Here is a 19679-nt window from a genome sequence, read left to right on the forward strand (position 1 = left end):
TTATCATGAGACGTAAAATCGTACTTGCCACATTAGTCTGCAATCTTGGTTGTTCCTTGGCACTACTTGGTCCGGCCTATGCGGAGGACGCTTCCCAATTCGTGATGAAGACCTCGGATGCCGAGTCTACAGGCGAATTCACCGTTACGCTGCAGGGGGAAAATCTGCAGGATTTATATGCCTATGAAGCGAAATTCTCCTTTGATGCCAGTAAGCTTGAAGTGGTCAAGGCGGATACTAAAATAGAGGGCTTCTCCGTGTCGCCTATTGTGAAGAATAACGAAGTGACATTTGCGCACACCAAAGTGGGGAAAGTGGATGGCGAGAAGGGGAATATAGACATCGGTACCATCACCTTCAAAGCCAAGAAGGTTGGAACCTCACAAGTGACATGGACCTCCATGAAAATTGTGGATCACAATTTGAAAAATCAATCGATTGCGCTTACGAAATCCGCCGATTTTACTAAAATCTTCAGCGATCTTAACGGTCACTGGGCCAAGTCGGATATTATGTTGATGGTTAATAAACAAATTGTGGAAGGCATGGATGACGATCATTTCGCGCCGGATACGAATGTCACACGAGCACAGTTTGCTACCTTACTTGCCAAAGCATTGAACCTGAAGGATGGCGCTGGGGTTAATCCTTTTGCTGATGTCGCGGCAGGCTCCTGGTATGAGGAGACCGTGAAGAAAGCTTATGCAGCTGGATTGATCAACGGCGTTGCTGACGATACGTTTGCCCCGGAGAAGAACATTACGCGCGAAGAAATGACAGCCATGCTCATGAGAGCGAAGGCTCAGGTAACGGGGACGAAAGTCGAAGAGATGACGGCAGGCGCCTCGATCCAGTTCCTGGACGAAAGCTCTGTCAGTGATTGGGCTAAACACGTTGTCGAACTTGCTGTGGACGCTGGCTACATGAATGGCCGAACCGAGCAAGAATTTGCCCCGCAAGAACATGCCACAAGGGCTGAATCCGTGGTTGTGCTGAAAAGGCTGTTAGCTGGAATTAATGTCAAATAGGTTATTATTTCGAAGAGATTGCTGTCTACCGACCGTTCCGGTCAGGTGGTTGGCAATCTTTTTCATTTATGGATAAGAAGGGATAACTTTTACTTTTGCGTCGCTCTATCTTGACTTAACCTTTATTTAATTTTTTTGTTAAAATCTAAGTATGGAATCGAATCTACTCAAACAAATATTTTCGTTGTAAAGATGGCTGTGCTGCAAAGTCGAAGGGCTACGTTGCATTACATACAACGTAATGGTGTAGTCAGACCGCGATTGCAGTCTTTCGTTGCACATCATACAACTATTTATTGCAAAGGGTGAATTGTAAGCGGTTTAAATGCAACAATCGTTGTATAAAGTGCAATATAGAGGCGAAGTGAGGCCTCTTTACGGCCAAATGGTTGCACAAAATGCAACATGCTGTCACAGTCGCTGCTATCGCTCCAGCAGCACCTCTCTGAGGGGAACTACAGGGCCCTATTTCATCGAAATAGGCTCCTCGTCACGTGGAGGGGAACTGACGTCCTCTATTTGTCCGTACTCTTGAAGAAATCGGGGTTAGGCGGTCAAATAGGGGCCAGCAGTTCCGCTTGAACGCGGAAACGGGCTTTATTTGTTAGAATAGCGCCCTGTAGTTCCTCCAAGTGGCCCAGCTAGCTTACCTCTCCTATGAGGATCCCCCTCCGCCAAATGTCTCAGTAACGCTGAATTTTTAGCGGCGTTGGGGGTTCTCCACCGCTAAAATTCGCTCCTACTGGGCTCTTAACAAGCTAAACTACGGAGGGAAATTAACTCCTCCAATGATACCTTTCTCCTCAACGAGGAACCACTGGGCACTGAAATAGGTCCTTTTTCAAAAGATAAGAATTTATATGTTTTGGGTTAATCGAAAGCACAACCTTTATTGATAGATAAGAAGGTATAAGTTTCTACTTCTGCGTCGCTCTACCTTGACAAACGGGCTCGTCCTAAAGGACGACGAAGTCGTTTATCCTTGTATGATTAGTTGATAATTATAGTGAGTTGAAGCAATGTTTTGGGTCACTTCTGGTATTGGGCAACCAATGGGTGAAAGGAGAAGACTAATGCGAAGAAATATTATCATTGTGATTGTTTGCGCTGTAATTATATTAGCAATTTCTGTGTTTATGTATTACATGAAAGACAATCCTTACTCAATGAAGAATCGAATGCCCAAAGAAACGTTAAGAAATTTCTATGATGTTTACTCAAAAGGAATGGACGGTACTTCAGAATTTATGAAAAATTATAATGCTGGTAATCTTGCCAATTACAGATTTTACTACGGTGATATAATTGGATATAAAATAGAAAAGATTAAAGAGCTAGATCCCTTACATAAGGAGGCGAAAGTGAAAGTTAAAGTTAAAGATAAACAGAAAGCTTATACAGATTTCATTACTTTAGAGTTCGTTGATAACAAATGGTTAATTAGTAATTATTCAAGTTCAAGTCAAGAAAGATGGCCAACCCTACCTTAAGTGATGAGGCTGTAGTTAAAAGGCAGTTGTAAAGCCAGAATTGAAAGCCGAATCGGAGTAATAGGTTGCCAAAAATAGAATGAAAAAGGGAATAGAAAGGGAATTTTAAGAAGCAACTGAAGCCTCCTATCCTATAACCTCCCCATGCCCGAACAAGACAAGGACCTAGCCTAAGGCTAAGTCTTTTTTTAATATCGTGTCTGGCCAAGCTAGGCACAACAAACGAAAAAAGAAACCGCAGTAGTCCGTAAGCGCACGATTTTGACAGCTTGGATCAAGGAAATCGCACATTCATCCACAATTTTATGAATTCGATTTTTTTCAGCTGTAGCATCTCAAAGCAACTTTCGTCGGTAGCGTGTCAAATCCCTCATTTTTCTTGTCTGGAGAAAAAAGTAAAAATAGTACACAAATCAGTAAAATATCAGATTCATACGTGAAATTGAAAAGGCCTTATAGTAGATCTATACAATGATACCTATATAGAGAGGTGAACCGTGTGTTGATCAATCATTCAGAAAGGGTTGCTCTAACTTCGTCTACGCCAAGGCCCAAAAGATCTTTCTGGAACCAGCCGAGAAAAGAAGCGTTTGCGGGATGGTTATTTCTATCGCCTGTGTATGTATGCATACTGATTCTTGGCGTGTTTCCGGTCTTGTTTTCCCTATTTTTAAGCTTTTGCCAGTGGAACTTGGTTGGCGGCCTTTCAAGTATTAAGGTCATAGGATTTGATAATTTTAAGCTGCTATTCGAGGACGATAAGTTTTATATGGCTTTAAAAAACAACTTAACGTATACGGTAATTACAGTGCCGATTGGACTCGTTCTAGCGTTAATTCTATCGGTCCTTATACATGCCAGAGTGTTTGGGCAAAGCTACTTTAAAATTGCTTTTTTCATCCCGTACATTTCTTCGATAACAGCTCTTGGTGCGATATGGAGCGCTTTGTACCATCCCTCCTTAGGCCCGATTAATCAGTTTTTGCTTCGCCTGGGGGTCACCAACCCGCCGAAATGGTTAGCGGATACGCATTATTCATTAACATCGATTATGATTATCGCGATTTGGGCAGCGTTAGGTTATCAAATTATTATTTTTATAGCTGGTTTGACGAATATCCCGGATGAGCTTTATGAAGCGGCTAATATGGATGGCGCCTCTTCCTTCCAACAATTTTTCCGGATTACACTTCCCTTGCTGGCCCCGACAACTTCGTTCTTAACAATAACAACACTGATGTCATCCTTCAAGGTGTTTGATTTGATAGCATTCCTCACGGGAGGGGGGCCGAACGATTCATCCACCGTGCTTGTCTATCGCATTTATGAGGAAGGCTTCCAGAACTTCAGGATGGGGTACGCTTCAGCGATTTCATGGGTGTTGTTCCTTATTATTGGCGTCGTAACTTTGCTTACTTATCGACTGCAAAAGCATTCCGCTTACGAATAGCAGAAAGGAGAGAGCTTGCTTGTTATTGAAAAAGATAGATATACCCAAATGGATCACTACGCTGTTGATGGGGTTATTTTCGTTCCTGTTCCTTCTGCCTTTGCTTTGGATGCTCTCGGCGGCTGCGAAGTATGAGAAGGATGTGATGGTATTCCCCATTCAGTGGATTCCAACCAAGTGGAACTTGATCAGCAACTTCCAGGAAGTTTGGCTGAGCAGCGTCCCATTCACTTTGTTTTATTATAATTCGCTAAAGTTGGCGCTTACGATCACCTTTGTAACGCTGCTTTTCTCTTCCATGGCGGCATTTGCTTTTACCAAGCTCCAATTTCGTGGACGTAACATGGCTTTCGGGATTTTACTTTCTTTGATGATCATCCCTTCTGAATCTACGCTCGTGCCTCGCTATCTGCTGCTCAAGTGGCTTCACTTGTACAACACGCATGCGGGATTAATGCTTATGGGGATGTTCTCAACGATTTATTTTACCTTCTTGCTGCGGCAGTTCATGGTTTCCATTCATAGTGAATATTTGGAAGCGGCAAAAATAGATGGAGCGGGATATGTTAGAATGTATGTGCAAATCATCTTGCCGTTGTCGAAACCGATCCTGGCAACGGTAGCCATTATTAAATTTATCTGGGTGTGGAACGATTATCAGAATCCGCTGATTTTCCTTATATCGAAGCAATTGTACCCGATTCCGCTGGGTTTGCAGCTTTTCAAAAATGAATTTGCCGACAATTACGCCGTCCTGATGATGGCCTCTGTGGCTGCTATTTTACCTCTATTAATTATCTTTATTATCCTGCAAAAGCAAGTGATTAAAGGCATCGCGCTTGGCGGGGTAAAAGGTTAATTGCTACTTATAGGAAAGTAAAGATATGACACAAAGAGCGCAAAATATTATACGATCTTGGGGAAATAATCCGTGTAAAATTCTGGATATCAACAAAAAATGAACTATTGGGGGACGTCATATGAAAAAAAAGCAAGCCATATTGATGAGCAGCGCCTTATTGACGATGTCTATTTTGAGCGCGTGCAGCTCGGGTTCAAATCAAGGAAATACAGGATCAACAGCCGTTACAACAAGCGCAGCACCTGCGGCAACACAAGCGGATGCGAAGCCGGTAAATCTTAAATTTTACACGTGGGATAATGAAACGAATCAAGTTGCCCGACAAAAGATGATTGATGCCTTTCAAGCCAAATATCCGAACATTAAGGTGCAAAATATTTCATTAGTTCCCGGGAATTCTGTAGAAAGCATGAAGAAAATGGATGTATTGATGTCATCCGGAGAAGAAGTGGACGTTCTTGAGTACGGGAACATTGATGAGACGTTGGCGAGAGCGGCTGCAGGCGTCCTTGCTCCCCTGGATGAATTTTATGCCAAAGGGAATGTAAAACCGGAAGAAGATTACTACATTAATCCGAAAGTGAATGGGAAATATTACGCAACGATGCTGACATCAAGTCCCTACTTTGTGTTGATTAATGAGGATGCCTTGAAGGAAGCCAATCTGTCTCTGCCATCGTTCGAGTGGACCTGGGATGAATTTCGGGACTATGCCAAAAAACTTTCGAAAGGCGAAGGCAACGATAAACGATACGGCGCTTATTTCCACACGTGGGGTGAGTATACGAATCTAATTGCGTATTCCGATCTCAAGAGCCCTTATTTGACAAGCGATCTCAAGCCTGGGTTCAATGATCCGTCGTTCGCTTATTTCTTCAATTTGCGTCGTGCCATGGAGAAAGATGATAAATCCGTCAAACCTTTAGCTGATGTTGTTGGAGCGAAGTTAAGTTATATCACGGAATATTTGAACGGCAAAGCGGCTATGCTGGCAACGGCGCCATTCATGCTAGACAATGTCATGAACAAAGAGAAGTATCCGCACACGTTCAAATCGGTCATTGCCCCGCTGCCTCGCGCTTCCAAAAGCGGCGAACAAGGCATTACCAACATCGGAGGATCGTACGTCTCAGTAGCCTCCAATTCGAAGCACAAGCAAGAAGCTTACGATTTCATTCGCTATATGACGACGGAACAAGAGGCAAGACTCGAATTATCCGGTTACAAAAAGGCTGATCCGAAAGCAATCGTAGATCGGCTGTATGGCAAAGCGGCGGATATTATCGACGTAACGTCGCTGCAAACAACCATTTTTGATAAGCGCATAAAAACGAATTTCGATCCTGCAATCTCCGTTTCATACGGTAACCAGTTGAAGGCTGTATTGGAAAAAGGCTTTAGCAAATTCATGCTGGATAATACGACTGCCGAGGAAGCGCAAAAGTGGATGATGGATGAATCGGATAAAATCGCCAAACAAAATGCGAAATAGGCGATAGGGTCCTCATGGACACACGGGTAGAGGGCGTAATAACGTCCTCTATGTTTTCGTTCATAGGGAAACAGTCGTTATGCTATGATAGGGGTAGTTGAATGTTAGTTACATGCTTAGCATCCAGAAGGCAGAAGGAGTTCCTATGAGAATAAACTCACTATTTCGATTTTCCTTTTATCGACGCATTCAAATCTCATTTCTCTGTTTTATTTTGCTGCCGACTGTCGTTGCCTCGTTTCTCAATTATTCGATTACGCATAATAATGTGAAGGAGAAAATCTTTCTCAGCAATCAAACGGTGCTTACCGTCATTGCCAAGGATATATCCAAAACAATTGATGATATGACCTATGCCTCGAATTTTTTTGTTCAGGATGAAAATGTGAAAAAACAGCTGCGCAATTTCATGGCGATGAAGCGCATTGAGAGTTTCCATGATTTTGAAACTTATTTGCAGATCAAAGATTTTTTCAGCCTGGTGGATGTCAAAACGATGAATCCGGATATTCTGATGTACGTGTCCAATCAAGCTGGATTTATCGTCCAGTCCAGTGAGATCCAGGGAGCGGACCCGGAAATGACGAGACAGCAGTATGAAATCGTCAAGTCGCGTGTGGATCTGTCGAAGCCGAATATTTTGCAATGGCTCGGAACTGTACCTACGCAGGGGTCAAACGCATTAACCAACAAGGCGTATTTACTTGCCAGGGTCATCAAATCTCCAAGCGATACGCAGCAGTTAGGTACTTTGTTTATCTCCATACCGGAGCGTTATTTTATGAAAGCGTTCACTCAACTAAGCACTTCGAAAATGGCCTTGTTTGATGCTGAAGGCAAATTGATTGCGGGTGATCCGATCGTCTCTTATGGCATCGACGCTACTGCGAGAAATAACATTAGAAATGAAAGTCTGATTCAATACTCAGGCTGGAAGCTCATCAGTGAGACGCCGGACGCGCAAGTGACCGGTCAAATTACGAAAACATTTTTCATTACGCTGCTGCTGATCATCCCTTTTTTTCTGATCTTCTTTGTCGTCTCGATGTACGTAGCAAAGCGTCTTCATCGGCCCATCCGGCAGCTTCAAGCGGGGGTTAAGCAATTCGGTAATGGCAATCGCCGGATTCGGTTTGAACAAGACGGGAAAGATGAAATTTCGGACTTGGGCCGAACCTTGAATATTATGCTGGAACAAATCAACCAGTTGATTGTGGAAAATGAACAGGAGCAAGAGCAGAAACGTGAATTGGAGCTTCAAGCGCTTTATTCGCAGATCCGTCCTCATTTCCTGATGAATACACTGAATTCCATTAAGTGCAATTTGGCACTGGATAACGAGATGGTCCATAGTCAAAAGATTAATTCATTAATGAGCTTGTTGAGGGCTTATATGAAGTTCAATGAACCTTCTAGTCTGGGAAATGAATGTAAATTGCTGTTTCATTATGTGGACATCATGCAAATGCGCAGTGATCTGGAGGTTCAGTTGGATATTGAGCTTCCTCCGTTGCTTGCAAATTTAGGTTTCCCGAAACTGCTGCTTCAACCCATTGTGGAAAATGCCTTTGTGCATGGCTTTAAGAAAGCCGTTGATCAACCACGGATTATCATACGAGCTAAGCAAAACGACCATCGCGTGGAGATTTCTATCTCCGACAACGGATTAGGAGTGAGTGCGAAGAAAATAGACCTGCTCAATGCCGAACTGCAAAGCTCGCAGGATGCAGAAGCCTGGCAAGCGGATAAGCGCGTAGGGCTATGGAATGTTTTTCAACGTCTGAAGATGACCTATGGCAGCGCCTCATCCATGATATGCGCACAGAGCGAACTCGGCGGCTTGATTGTTACACTCGGATTTAAAGAGAAATTACCTACAGGGGGATCTGCATGTTGAATGTCATGTTGGTAGATGATGATGTGCCGATGATCAAATATTTAACGAAGCTGATTTCCTGGGATTCGTTGGGGCTGCGGCTTGCTGCGACGGCAAACTCGGGAGAAAGTGCCATGCAGATTTTCCATGAAACGCAGCTCGATTTGGTGATTACGGATATTGGGATGCCGCAAATGGATGGCTTGGAACTGGTCGCTCAGCTGAAAGCGTTGAAGCCTGAGCTTCAGGTGGTATTTTTGACCTGTCATGAAGAGTTTCATTATGCCAGAAAAGCCGTGCAACTAGATGCTGTCGATTATTTAATTAAAGATGAATTAACCTCTGAGCAGCTCGATGAAAGCTTGCGCAAAGCTATTCAGCTGCTGACTGAGACTAGGAATCAAATAGAGGACATCGTATATAAGCAGGATTTGATCAAAAATAAAGATTTACTCAAGCAGACGTACTTTCAGCAGCTTCTTACAACATCCTCTGCCACGGAGATGCTCAGTTATGGGAAAAGGTTAGGCATTAACTGGGGGCATTCGCACTTTCTTATGGCGATTGGTTCCTTTCATAGAGCTTCGGTCTATAAGCAGTATAGATTTGAAGATATGAATTTGCTGCTGTACGCAGCCGGGAACATAGCCAATGAGTTGTCGCTGCAATCGCAGCAGCAGGTTACTTTATTTTCCGATGCGGACGGTCAATTGATTTGCATTTATAATTATCAGCCGAACTTGAGCTTGAATACGACTACCCTGTTTAAGGATTATTTATTGTCTTTGCGCGAACTAATTAAACAGTATTTGAAGATGGATGTGTTCCTTCATTACGGAACTCCTTTTAAAGGCGTGGAAGGGGTAAGCGCAAATTACAAGACGATGAAGATATGGCAGAAGTCCTCGTTTTATGAGGATGATACGTTTGGAGCGATCAGGTTGCAAGAAGTCCCCTTGTGGAATGTCAATCATTCGTTGGAAGAACAATGGGATCGGATTACGGAGGCTGTCAAAGACGCCACTACGAATGGGATTACCCGATCCCTATGCGCTTTGGAAACTTTCGTTCGTGAAGAACGAATGGAGTCGGGGATGTTCCTTGCTGCGTGCTCGCATCGCATTCGGCTGATTGAATTGGATGCTAAGCATAAAAGTGAAGAAACGTTCCATAGCTGCTTATTGAGGTGCAAGCGGTTAAAAGAGAGCCTTGAATTAATCAGCTGCAAATTGGAAGAGCTGCATGCGGCCTCGATGCATATGGCGATAGATAAAAAGCCGAAGCTTCAGCAAATCGACCGGTATATAACGGATCATTTGGCAGAAAATATTTCGATGGTGGATATCGCCGATTATTTGTTTCTGAATCCAAGCTATTTTTCGCGGTATTTCAAGCAGGAGACCGGCGTGAATTTCGTTGACTACTACCATCAATTCAAAATGAAAATTGCCTGCGGCTTGTTAAAAGAAAAGCAATACAACATTGAAATGATAGCGCTAAAGTTAGGCTATATGGAACGGACGTATTTTTCAAGAATATTTAAAAAGTATGTAGGGGTTAGCCCTAAGCATTATAAATAAGGCCCGACTGGCGGGAAGGTTACAGTGGACGATTCCGGTTGTAAGCGTGTACACTGGTAGATAGACGCAAAAAAGGCAGAGGCATCCAAACGAACTGAACTCCGCTTTGCTCACCGTCGACATTCCGTTTGAACAATGGAGGCTGAACATGAGGAAAACGCTATTTAATCGGCTGCTGTTATCTTATATGCCGATTTTTATTATCGTGGTCACGTTTACGTTTTTCGTGTTTTTTCAGGTGCTGAGTGAACAAAGCCGCAAAGAGGCGCTGAATGCCAATAAAATGTTGTCCTTGCAGGCGATGCGCTTAATCGACACATCACTGAAGGCGATTGACAACATGGTGATGATGGAAACGATTAACAACAAAGAATTGAGCGATTTTTTCAATAATGAATCCAAAAGTAATGTGTTCACCAATATTAGCGCGGTAAAAAAAATGCGCGAGATGATCGCCTCGTACCCCATGATTGATTCGATCTATTTGGTGCGGTTTGAAGATAATTTTGTGCTCAGCAATGCGACAAGCGATCAGCTAAGTAACTATAAGGATGAGCCGTTTATTCAGAGCGCCAAGGACCCGCTAGGCAGCAAAAAATGGTCAGGCGTAAGAGACTTCGAGCAGTTTTCTGTCAAAGGCAGCAAGCCTGTAGTCAGTCTGGTGCGGGGGGCGCCATTCATCACAGGCGAGAAGGGAATGATCGTCGTCAATGTAGCGACGGATTCGTTGCGGACCAGCATTGCCGACTTGTATGATCCCAAAACAAGTTATATTGGCCTTCGCGACGCCTTGGGCAACGAGTTGTTTCGTGATTCCCGCTCAAATGAACAAACAAGGATTTTCTCAAATTATGTATCCAGTTATACGGGATGGTCCTATCAAAGCGGGCTTGTGAACGGCAAGGTGTTTCATGTGATTTCCTCCCTCTATAACGTTTGGTTTATTATCGGAATTGCGATGATTGTGGTTGGATTTGTGTGGTTGCTCTATGTGACCAGGCGCAATTCGAAACCGTTGGAACAAATTGTGGCGCGTATTCGCGGTTACCGTCTCCCATTGTCCAAGGAAGGGGGAGATGAATTCTCGTTCATCGAATCTGCTTTGTCCAATATCATTGAACAGTCCAATCAATATCAACAAAAACATGAAGAAGACAGGCATCTCCGGGCGAGATACTTGTTTCATCAGCTTATTGAAGGCGACACGGGTTTAACGCATGAGGAATGGGTGGAAGAAATAAACAGCCTGCAGCTTCCCTACGTTTCCAACCGCCAAGTGGTGCTGGTGATCGAAATGGATAAATACAGCGATTTCTGCTGTCAGTACTCACGCAAGGATCAAAACCTTCTCAAATTTGCGCTGCGCAGCGTTATTCAGGAGCTTGCACCGAAATATGAGCTCGTGCTTTGGGCCGAGTGGACGTCCGCTTCTCAGCTTAGCGTTATGGTGTTTATGGGGAACGAGGAGGAAGCCGGCGTTTCCTCGATCCTTCAGCTTTTTGATCATGTGCGTGAGTGGGCTCAGGAGAACTTGAAATTTACGGTAACGGTGGGTATTGGTGAGCAGGTTATGCAGCTTGCGAGTGTTGCGAATTCGTATAAAGAAGCGTTAAGGGCGCTTAAATATAAAATTGCGCTTGGCGAAAACAGGTTGATTACCAGCGAACATATCGCCAATCACGGACAGGCCGAAGTATTTTCACATCTCAATGCCATTCGATCTATGATTCAGTCGTTCAGACTTCTTGAAGATGAGTGGAAGACGAAATATGACGAGTTATTTGGCGAAATGAAGATTGGGCTATTAACCAAAGATGAAATTACGAATCTGATGAACTATTTAATTTATTATTTGGGCCGGGAAATGGCGGGGATGACGAAAGAGTCTCAAGAAATGTGGATGGTGGACGGCCTGCCGAGGCTTAGTAAAGTTATGGATGACTGCCATTCCCTTGAACAAATGCGGGAAGAATCCCTGAACGTATTGGACAGCTTATACGACGGTCTACTGGAAGCGCAGGACAGGCGTCTGCATGCAGCAACGATTCGCGACATGCGGAAGTTCATCGAAGAAGAATATGCCAATCCGAATATGTCGTTGGATTACCTCAGTTTAACCTTCAACATTAGCAGCAAATATGTGAGCAAGCTGTTTAAAGAAGAGACGGGACAGAAGTTCGTCGACTTCCTGATTGATATCCGCATCCAGGCAGCACAGCGATTGCTTGCGCAATCCGATGCTCCGATGCAAGAAATTGCGGAGCAGATCGGTTATACAAGCGCAATCTCTTTCAGCCGTGTGTTTAAGAAAGTGATAGGCTGTTCGCCTAGCGAATACCGCGAGGATGCGGTGCGCAAAGAGACCGGGTGAATTTCGTTAAACGGTAGAAAATAGTTTGCTTGGCTGCAGCAGCTCCGGAGAACCTCCGGGGCTGCGCGTTTTTTCAGGCAATGCGAAAACGGTTAAGGGCACGATTCTTGTTTCTTGCAGCTGGCTGCAATCGCCTTTACGATGAAGGTGTGAAAGCGCATTCCATCCAGACGAAAGGAGAAGGAGCCTATGTTAAGCATGCAGAAGGAATTAGGAATGTCCATGAAAAAGATGAAGCGTCACTGGCAGTTATATCTGGTTGTCTTTTTACCGCTGCTGTATTTGGTCATTTTCAAGTACATTCCTATGGCTGGCGTCGTCATTGCTTTCAAAGACTACAACGTCATCAAAGGTATTTGGGGCAGCCCGTGGGTGGGTCTGAAATACTTCGAACAGTTTTTTGAATCGCCGAATTTCTGGTTATATTTGAAAAACACGCTGGGCATCAGTATGTACGGTTTGCTTGTGGGCTTTCCAGCTCCGATCCTATTGGCGCTCGCTTTGAATGAGATTCGTAACGGTTTCTTCAAAAGCAGCGTGCAAATGATTACCTACGCGCCTTACTTTATATCGACGGTTATCATGGTTTCGATCCTCATTGTCACCTTGTCGCCAAACGTCGGTATTATCAGCAAGTTCCTGCATACGCTCGGTGTGGAAAATACCAATCTCATGGGAATTCCGAGTTTGTTCAAATCGATCTATGTTTGGTCGGATGTTTGGCAGCATACAGGTTATGGAGCCATCATTTACATTGCGGCTTTGTCAAGTGTGAACCCTGAGCTTTATGAATCGGCCAAAGTAGATGGCGCCTCCCGGATACAGAAAATCATAAACATCGACATTCCGAGTCTGATTCCGGTTTCCGTCATCCTGCTAATCCTCAATTTAGGCAACATCATGAAGCTTGGCTTCGAAAAAATATATTTAATGCAAAATCCGCTCAACGTCAGCACATCGGAAGTCATTTCGACCTATGTGTACAAAGTGGGACTGCTTAGTTCCAGCTTCAGCTTCTCGGCGGCGATTGGTTTCTTCAACTCGGTTGTCAATTTGATTCTTCTTATTGGGGTCAATTACATCGCCAAAAAGTTGTCCAGTTCAAGCCTGTGGTAACCGTCGGCCCCTTAGTTCGTAGTAAGGAGGATTTTCCATGATCAAAACGTCAAGCATTCGCGAATCGCAAGGCGACCGATTGTTTCTGCTCAGCATTTATATCTTTCTGATCGCGGTGTTAATTGTCGTCTTGTTTCCGCTCATTTTCATCGTCAGTTCATCATTTAGCTCACCGCAAGCCGTTGTCTCTGGCAAAGTGTGGCTGCTTCCTGTCGATGTAACGCTGGAGGGCTACAAAGCGGTGTTCCGCAATCCGCAAATCGTAACCGGTTACATGAATTCGTTCATTTATGCCGTGGTTGGCACGGTCGTCAACGTCGCATTAACCGTCATGCTGGCCTATCCCATCGCCAGAAAAACATTCTATGGCCGCAATGTCATCATGGTGCTGCTTGTGATTACGATGATGTTCGAGGGAGGACTTATCCCGTTCTATCTCGTTGTCAAAAATCTGCATCTGCTCGATACCCGGTGGGCGATGATCTTGCCTGGCGCCATGGCGGTGTTTCAAGTTATTATAGCCCGCACCTTTTTTCAAACATCGATCCCTGATGAAATTGCCGAAGCGGCGGAACTGGACGGATGCAGCGATATCCGATTCATAACGAGTATCGTACTGCCACTCTCCAAGCCGATTCTGGCTGTGCTGACATTGATGTATGCGGTTGGCCATTGGAACGCCTACTTCGATGCCTTGATTTTCCTGAAATCACCGAACTTGTTCCCGCTGCAAATCGTTCTGCGCAACATTCTTATTCTCAATACGATTGATCCGACTATGGTGTCCAAAGTTGATCAGATGCTGGCCCAGCAAGGGCTGAAGGACCTGCTTAAGTACTCGCTAATCGTTGTGGCAAGCGCGCCGGTTCTCATTATTTATCCGTTTGTACAAAAGCATTTTGTTAAAGGCGTCATGATTGGTTCATTAAAAGGTTGAAGGAATAGGATTGTCAAATTGGGAGGAGTTGTTACGATGAAAAAATGGCATCAATCATACGCAGGTTTAGTGGGAGTTGCACTATGTTTCTCCCTCGTCTTGAGCGCTTGCAGCACAGAATCCGGCACACCTGCTGGAGACGCCACTACAGGCAGCGCGCCAACCGCAAGTGAAGATTTCACCCCTATTGGGCAATTTCCAATTGTGAAGAAGCCCATGACGATTAAAATGTTCGCTCCGCAGCTGGCCAGCATCGAAAACATGGAGACGAACTCTTTTACCAAATATCTGCAGGACAAGACGAACATTCAAATTAAATGGGACCTTGTGCCTGACAAAGCGTTAAATGACCGCAAACAGCTAATGCTCGCAAGCGGCGATTACCCTGAAGTGATTTTGCAAGGAGCTTTAACGAAAGATGAGCAGATGAAGTACGGCAAACAAGGCGTATTTATTCCGTTGAACGATTTGATTGATACCTATGCGCCTAACTTCAAGAAAGCAATGGCTGACCTGCCCTACTTGAAAAGCTCCATCACGTCGCCGGACGGCAATATTTATGCCCTTCCGCAAGTGAACGAGTGCTATCACTGCAACTATGCTCAAAAGCTTTGGATTAACCAGGCCTGGCTGGATAAGCTCGGATTGAAAATGCCGGCGACAACAGACGAATTTTATGAAGTATTGAAGGCATTTAAGGAAAAAGATCCGAACGGCAATGGGAAAAAAGATGAAATCCCGCTGACCGGTTCGGATGACATGTGGGCAGGCAACATCGCGTCTTTCCTGATGAACGCCTTCATTATTGACGATCAGATCGATAAAGACAGCGGCACTTTCCTGCAGTTAAAGGATGGCAAGGTGGATTTAACTGCCAATAAGCCCGAATGGAAGCAAGGTCTGTTGTACCTGAACAAGTTGTACAAGGAAGGCTTGATTGATCCAGCATCTTTTACACAAAACTCCGATGCGATTCAGCAGTTGGGTAACCGACAAGACGCAAATGTGATGGGCGGTATAACGACGGCGCTGATCAGTTACGCGCACTCGCCGGATGAGAAGCACCTGCGCCACAAGGATTATGTTACCGTTCCTCCGCTCAAAGGACCTAACGGTGTGCAGCAGGCCGGCTATTTTGCAGGTATAGGCAGTTCGCAAATGGCGATTACGAATAAAGCGACCAAAGAGCAGCAAATTGCTGCGATTCGATTGGCCGACTATTTGTACACCGAAGAAGCGATTGTTTTGGAAGAGCGCGGTACTGAAAACGTTGGATGGCGAAAGGCGAAGGACGGCGAGCTGGATATGAACGGCAAGCAGGCGAAATATGCAGTTATTCCTAAGGTCGACAACAAACCTACGCATAATGATGGGTGGGAACAAATTGGGCCGTCGCTCCGTACGTTCCAATATCGCGATTCATGGGCTGCCCTGCAAGATCCGCTTGCAGAAGGGGCGTATGAAGTGCGTTTGAAACGTGAATCAGCGAAATATGAACCTTTCCAATCGAAAGTGATGTATCCACCCAGTGTGTTCATCGCATTGGAAGATGCCGAAGTTGCGGCACAGCTGAAAACAACGATTCGTGATTACATCAAGTCGAACATGGCGCAGTTTATTACGGGCAGTAAAGACATCGATAAGGAATGGGATAGTTATGTAAAAGGCTTTGACGGCTTGCAGCTTGGTAAATATATTGAAATTTATCAGAAAGCTGTTGCCAAAAAGTAACATCCGAGAGAGCTTGAACCTGCATTTAGAAAAAAAACAGAATTATACCAAAGGAATGAGAAAGGTCGGATGAGATGAATCTTGTTCAGAAGTTAACCCCCACAGCCAGACAATTAGCTTATCAGAACTGGGAATTTGGCTTGTTTCTTCATTTTGGGCTGCGCACGTTTTATGAAGGTTACGTTGATTTCGATGAAAGGCGGATGGATCCGGGTGCATTTAACCCCGTTCAACTGGATTGCGAGCAGTGGATTCGAACGGCTAAAGAGGCGGGAATGAATTACGCCGTTCTAACTGCGAAACATCATGATGGATTTTCCAACTGGCCTTCGCGGTTTAGCCAATTTAGTGTGGCCGCTTCTCCGTGGAAGGAAGGGAAAGGGGATGTCATTCGCGAATTTGTTGAGGCATGCCGCAAATATGATGTGAAACCGGGGCTGTACTATTCGCCGTTTGACGGCTCTGCCGATTTTTACACCCAGGATGCGAAAGCTTATGATGATTATTTCGTCAACCAAATCACCGAACTGCTTAGTACGTATGGTGACATTGACATCCTGTGGTTTGACGGTTGCGGCTCTGAAGGGCATTCGTATGATTGGAATCGCATCATTGGTGAAATTCGGCGTTTGCAGCCACAGATTTTAATTTTTAATATGGGGGATCCCGATTTTCGCTGGGTAGGCAACGAGGACGGTATTGCCCCGATGCCCTGCTGGAATGTCGTAGATGCAACAGAGTTTTCCATTTTGACGGAGAAAAAGGAGCAGTTAGGCGATCGTTTGTGGTTGCCTGCGGAATGCGATGTTCAGATGCGGGGGAACTGGTTTTATAGCGACAGCGATGAACATACCCTGAAAAGTGTGGAAGAACTCATGGGCATTTATTTGCATTCGGTTGGCAGAGGCGCAAACTTGCTTCTCAATATCGGGCCGGATCGAAACGGTTTGCTTCCTGAGAAGGACGTGGAAAGGCTGCTTGATTTCGGTGCGGAAATTCGCAGACATGTAGGGAGTCCATTTGCAACGCTGGCGCAATGCGATAGAAGGGACCGCCATACGTGGGTTTACGAGACGGAGCAAGCACAAGTGCTTGATCTTGTTGTCTTGGAAGAGGATTTGACAGAAGGCGAACATGTAAGAAGTTTTAAGATTAGTATCATCACGCAAAAGTCGAGACGACCTGTCACGATTTATGAGGGACAACATATCGGCCACAAAGCGATCATTCGTGTCCCCGCCATCAAAGTCCGTGGAATTATGGTTGAAATCACGGAAAGTGATCAAGAAGCCAATCTTTTAGGACTAAGTTTTCATCATGTGGGCAATGGAAATGAAAACGGGAGGTAAGCAGATGAAAATCGGATTAAGTTCGTATAGTTTGCTGCAAGCGTTGAAATCAGGGAAAATGACTATTTTGGATGCAGTTGATTGGGTGAAGGCTAATGGCGGCGAACATTTGGAGCTTGTTCCTTACGGTTACACGCTGGTCGATAATCTGGAACTCGCGGATCAGCTTAGAAATAAGGCGAAAGAGGTCGGCATCGACCTATCCAACTATTCCATTCCCGCCAATTTCGTACAGGAATCGGAGGCGGAATTCGAAGCGGAAATGGATCGCGTCAAGCAGCATGTTGATCTTGTGCATCGCTTAGGCATTCGGCATATGCGCCATGATGTTACCGCTTTCACTTTGCCTCCTGAGAAAATGACAATAAAATACTTTGAAGACAGCTTACCGCTTATTGTTCGGGGCAGCCAAATCATCGCTGACTATGCGGCCGAATATGGCATTACGACGACGATTGAAAATCACGGCTTTTCCGTGCAAGCAAGCGATCGCGTACAGCGTGTGCTGCTCGAAGTCAACCGCCCCAATTTCAAAACAACATTGGATGTAGGCAATTTTATGTGTGTAGATGAAGCGCCGTTGGTCGGCGTGCGCAAGAATTTGCCATATGCGTCCTTAATACACTTTAAGGATTTTTACTTCAGACCTTACTTCCAGGACCCGGGAGAAGGCAATTGGTTCCGGACGTCGAACGGTAATTATTTAAGAGGCGCGATCGTCGGCCAGGGAGATATCGAGATCCGTGAGGTCGTTAAGCTGATCAAAAGCTCGGGTTACGACGGCTATGTAACGGTGGAATTCGAAGGCATGGAGGATTGCGAGTTGGGGTCACAGCTCGGAATGAACAATTTGAGAAGACTGTGGAATGAAAATTAGCATGTAGTATAAGGCTGCCTCCGCTTGATTCAAGCGGTTTGGCAGCTGTTTTTATTACTGCGAACGTCGAACGTCGAGCGCGGAACCAGGCCCGCCGGAACGCCCGAACCCCCGAACCCCGAACCCCGAACCCCGAACCCCGAACCCCGAACCCCGAACCCCGAACCCGCCGCCGCCCGAACCCGCCGCCGCCCGAACGTCGCCCCCGAATCATTAAGCTTGTTTTACGACGCTAACTTCTACAGCGCATTCCGCCTACGTTACCGTTAAAAACCAACTTTTCTGCTGGAGCTAACCGGTGCTGCTCCCCTCATATGGGAACTACAGGTCGCTATTTCACGGAAAAACGGCATATGAGTAGGTGGAGGGAACTGGTGTTCGCTATTTTGCTTTTTTTGAAGAAATGGCGCTCTTTTAGCTGAAATAAGATCCTGTAGTTCCCCTACTACTCACGAACCTCCTATTTTTACCAAAATAGCGTCCAGTGGTTCCCTTAAATAGTATTCCGCACAGCCGGACAGCTCGTTACGCGACCCAGACCAACTCGGTCAGCCCCGTCAGCCCCATCAAGATACTAACACATCAAGACTGACAGTCTCGCCAGTGCTGAAAACCAACGTATCAGTCTCCGCTATTCCTTACGGCTGGCATCTCTTCGTATTAACTCCGCTTGCGGTAATGTTTGGGCGCGAGGCCGCCATATTTTTTAAACAAACGGGAGAAGTAGCTTTCGTCGGGATAGCCGAGGGCGTCGGCGATTTCCTTAATTGGCAGGTCGGTGCTGAGCAGGAGCCGTTTCGTCTCCTCCATTTTCAAGCGGTGAATGTAATCGTGCAAGGGGTAGCCAGTATGCTGGCTGACCAATCGGCGCAGCGTGGACACGGCCATATGATGTCGATGGGCTAACTGCTCCGCGTTAAGCGGGGTATACAAGCTCGTCGCGATATCCTGCAGCACATCCACTGCTTTGGAAGTGGCCGCGTGGCCCTGCGGGAGTTTGGATCTGGCCATCCAATTGAACAGCAGCGCCTCAAGCTGAAGAGCGGCTTGATCGATCTGCGTAGGAGATCCACTCTCAAGAAGCAGGAACATGGCTTCGAGCTGCGCAATCCAAGCTTCTTCAAACCCGACGTGCTTCACGATGTCGATCTGTACGAGCCAACTGCCAAGCCATTCCTGAATGCGGCTGCCTTCAAAACGCACATAATATTCGTCCCAATGTCCACCCTCCTCCGGGCCGAAATCGACTACACTTCCGGGAAAGACAAAAAATAGGCACCCTTTCTCGACTTGCTGTAAAGGACCCTGATTCAAGCGGTAAAAGCCGCTACCGCCGGCAATATACAGAAATGCCCAACTATCGAAGGCGGCCTGGCTGCGCTGCAGCGTTCGCCCCGGCAAGTGTCCCATTCCCTTTATTGTGAGAGAGGGGATGCTGAGCTTGGACGATTCGATTTTGAGATCCACGATGCGAATTGGCTGTGGACTAATCATATAGTCCAAGAAGCGTGTCATGGGTG

14 protein-coding genes are annotated in these 19679 nt (G+C 45.5%); 13 read left to right on the forward strand and 1 reads right to left on the reverse strand.

Annotation, left to right across the window (positions count from 1 at the left end; translation table 11 throughout):
- Positions 1-5 precede the first annotated feature (5 nt).
- The 13 genes from AC3WTJ_RS13465 (at position 6) to AC3WTJ_RS13525 (ending at position 18159) form a co-directional block, all read left to right on the forward strand.
- Complete coding sequence (locus AC3WTJ_RS13465) at positions 6-1028, forward strand: S-layer homology domain-containing protein (RefSeq protein WP_492522182.1); 1023 nt, start codon at positions 6-8, stop codon at positions 1026-1028.
- Between the two features lie 1073 nt (positions 1029-2101).
- Positions 2102-2518, forward strand: coding sequence for a hypothetical protein (locus tag AC3WTJ_RS13470; protein ID WP_492522183.1), 417 nt, complete (start codon positions 2102-2104; stop codon positions 2516-2518).
- Positions 2519-3017: 499 nt separating this feature from the next.
- The gene (locus AC3WTJ_RS13475) at positions 3018-3968 is read left to right on the forward strand and encodes a carbohydrate ABC transporter permease (protein ID WP_492522184.1); all 951 of its coding nucleotides are present in this window, start codon (positions 3018-3020) and stop codon (positions 3966-3968) included.
- Positions 3969-4035: 67 nt separating this feature from the next.
- Positions 4036-4827 carry a carbohydrate ABC transporter permease gene (locus AC3WTJ_RS13480; RefSeq protein WP_492522238.1) on the forward strand — a complete coding sequence of 264 codons (792 nt, stop codon included), beginning with the start codon at positions 4036-4038 and terminating at the stop codon, positions 4825-4827.
- A 121-nt stretch (positions 4828-4948) separates the two neighbouring features.
- Positions 4949-6322 (forward strand): ABC transporter substrate-binding protein, encoded by a 1374-nt coding sequence (locus AC3WTJ_RS13485; RefSeq protein ID WP_492522185.1) that lies wholly within the window; start codon positions 4949-4951, stop codon positions 6320-6322.
- Positions 6323-6467: 145 nt separating this feature from the next.
- The gene (locus AC3WTJ_RS13490) at positions 6468-8219 is read left to right on the forward strand and encodes a sensor histidine kinase (RefSeq protein ID WP_492522186.1); all 1752 of its coding nucleotides are present in this window, start codon (positions 6468-6470) and stop codon (positions 8217-8219) included.
- On the forward strand, positions 8213-9778 hold the full coding sequence (locus AC3WTJ_RS13495; RefSeq protein ID WP_492522187.1) for a response regulator transcription factor: 1566 nt from the start codon (positions 8213-8215) through the stop codon (positions 9776-9778). Before AC3WTJ_RS13490 ends, AC3WTJ_RS13495 begins: the two co-directional genes overlap by 7 nt.
- Positions 9779-9926: 148 nt before the next feature.
- A complete protein-coding gene (locus tag AC3WTJ_RS13500; protein WP_492522188.1) occupies positions 9927-12149 on the forward strand; it encodes a helix-turn-helix domain-containing protein in 2223 nt (740 codons plus the stop codon).
- Positions 12150-12338: 189 nt separating this feature from the next.
- Positions 12339-13265 carry an ABC transporter permease gene (locus AC3WTJ_RS13505; RefSeq protein ID WP_492522189.1) on the forward strand — a complete coding sequence of 309 codons (927 nt, stop codon included), beginning with the start codon at positions 12339-12341 and terminating at the stop codon, positions 13263-13265.
- A 37-nt stretch (positions 13266-13302) separates the two neighbouring features.
- A complete protein-coding gene (locus tag AC3WTJ_RS13510) occupies positions 13303-14202 on the forward strand; it encodes a carbohydrate ABC transporter permease (protein ID WP_157318154.1) in 900 nt (299 codons plus the stop codon).
- 36 nt (positions 14203-14238) lie between these two features.
- Positions 14239-15933: an ABC transporter substrate-binding protein gene (locus AC3WTJ_RS13515; protein ID WP_492522190.1), complete on the forward strand. Its 1695-nt coding sequence runs from the start codon at positions 14239-14241 to the stop codon at positions 15931-15933.
- Positions 15934-16007: 74 nt separating this feature from the next.
- Positions 16008-17282 (forward strand): alpha-L-fucosidase, encoded by a 1275-nt coding sequence (locus tag AC3WTJ_RS13520; RefSeq protein WP_492522191.1) that lies wholly within the window; start codon positions 16008-16010, stop codon positions 17280-17282.
- Between the two features lie 4 nt (positions 17283-17286).
- Positions 17287-18159, forward strand: coding sequence for a sugar phosphate isomerase/epimerase family protein (locus AC3WTJ_RS13525; RefSeq protein ID WP_492522192.1), 873 nt, complete (start codon positions 17287-17289; stop codon positions 18157-18159).
- Positions 18160-18819: 660 nt separating this feature from the next.
- Here the strand turns inward: AC3WTJ_RS13525 and AC3WTJ_RS13530 are convergent.
- Positions 18820-19674, reverse strand: coding sequence for a helix-turn-helix transcriptional regulator (locus AC3WTJ_RS13530; RefSeq protein WP_492522193.1), 855 nt, complete (start codon positions 19672-19674; stop codon positions 18820-18822).
- Between the last annotated feature and the right edge of the window lie 5 nt (positions 19675-19679).

It is taken from the genome of Paenibacillus sp. FW101-FHT12H11 (genome assembly GCF_058790355.1).

Bases quoted from the DNA above. Each gene is read 5' to 3' on its own strand.
- AC3WTJ_RS13465 (WP_492522182.1), top strand. From the start codon at position 6: ATGAGACGTAAAATCGTACTTGCCACATTAGTCTGCAATCTTGGTTGT.
- AC3WTJ_RS13470 (WP_492522183.1), top strand. From the start codon at position 2,102: ATGCGAAGAAATATTATCATTGTGATTGTTTGCGCTGTAATTATATTA.
- AC3WTJ_RS13480 (WP_492522238.1), top strand. From the start codon at position 4,036: ATGGGGTTATTTTCGTTCCTGTTCCTTCTGCCTTTGCTTTGGATGCTC.
- AC3WTJ_RS13485 (WP_492522185.1), top strand. From the start codon at position 4,949: ATGAAAAAAAAGCAAGCCATATTGATGAGCAGCGCCTTATTGACGATG.
- AC3WTJ_RS13490 (WP_492522186.1), top strand. From the start codon at position 6,468: ATGAGAATAAACTCACTATTTCGATTTTCCTTTTATCGACGCATTCAA.
- AC3WTJ_RS13495 (WP_492522187.1), top strand. From the start codon at position 8,213: ATGTTGAATGTCATGTTGGTAGATGATGATGTGCCGATGATCAAATAT.
- AC3WTJ_RS13500 (WP_492522188.1), top strand. From the start codon at position 9,927: ATGAGGAAAACGCTATTTAATCGGCTGCTGTTATCTTATATGCCGATT.
- AC3WTJ_RS13505 (WP_492522189.1), top strand. From the start codon at position 12,339: ATGTTAAGCATGCAGAAGGAATTAGGAATGTCCATGAAAAAGATGAAG.
- AC3WTJ_RS13510 (WP_157318154.1), top strand. From the start codon at position 13,303: ATGATCAAAACGTCAAGCATTCGCGAATCGCAAGGCGACCGATTGTTT.
- AC3WTJ_RS13515 (WP_492522190.1), top strand. From the start codon at position 14,239: ATGAAAAAATGGCATCAATCATACGCAGGTTTAGTGGGAGTTGCACTA.
- AC3WTJ_RS13520 (WP_492522191.1), top strand. From the start codon at position 16,008: ATGAATCTTGTTCAGAAGTTAACCCCCACAGCCAGACAATTAGCTTAT.
- AC3WTJ_RS13525 (WP_492522192.1), top strand. From the start codon at position 17,287: ATGAAAATCGGATTAAGTTCGTATAGTTTGCTGCAAGCGTTGAAATCA.
- AC3WTJ_RS13530 (WP_492522193.1), bottom strand. From the start codon at position 19,674: ATGACACGCTTCTTGGACTATATGATTAGTCCACAGCCAATTCGCATC.